Source organism: Rhizobium sp. CF122 (assembly GCF_000282035.1).
Classification (GTDB): Bacteria; Pseudomonadota; Alphaproteobacteria; order Rhizobiales; family Rhizobiaceae; genus Rhizobium.
The window spans coordinates 1-585 of the sequence record NZ_AKKA01000062.1 but is presented as its reverse complement, the minus strand read 5'-3'; the positions used below and the strand labels follow the sequence as shown (position 1 = coordinate 585).

Below are 585 nucleotides of genomic sequence, written 5' to 3'. Positions count from 1 at the left end.
CGGTGATGGAGGAACGTCTACGATTTGTCGCCCGACTGCTGGAGGGCGAAGGCATGAGCGATGTGTGCCGGGAGTTCGGCATCTCGCGCAAGACCGGCTACAAAATCTTCAATCGCTATAAGGACGACGGCCTGGAGGCGCTGACGGATCGGTCTCGAAGGCCGGTGCGTTATGCCAACCAGTTGCAGCTCGGCGATGGCCGATACTGTTATCCGCTGACGGTCACCGACCAGGCGTCACATTATCTTCTCGCCTGCGAAGCCTTTGAGTCGACGCGAGAGCGGGCTGTCTTCGACGCATTCGGGCGGCTGTTTGCAGAGCGTGGCCTGCCGCTCGCGATTCGTGGCGACAACGGCTTGCCTTTCGCCAGCCCCAACGGGGCTCTACAATCTATCGAAGCTGTCGGCCTGGTGGCTGCGGCTCGGCATCGCGCTGGAGCGCATCAGGCCGGGCCGTCCGCAAGAAAACGGCCGGGGCGCTGGTGACCAATTGCGGCCGCATCTGCCTCTACCGCAAGAAGGTCAACATATCGACCGTGATGCCAGAAACTCGGTATCATGGAAGTCGACGACGGTATTTGGCTCG

Annotated in this window: 1 pseudogene; it reads left to right on the top strand. The window is 61.4% G+C overall.

The features are described 5' to 3' along the window. Nucleotides 1–2: 2 nt before the first annotated feature. A pseudogene (locus PMI09_RS30195) lies at nucleotides 3–585 on the top strand (helix-turn-helix domain-containing protein); the annotation flags it as partial.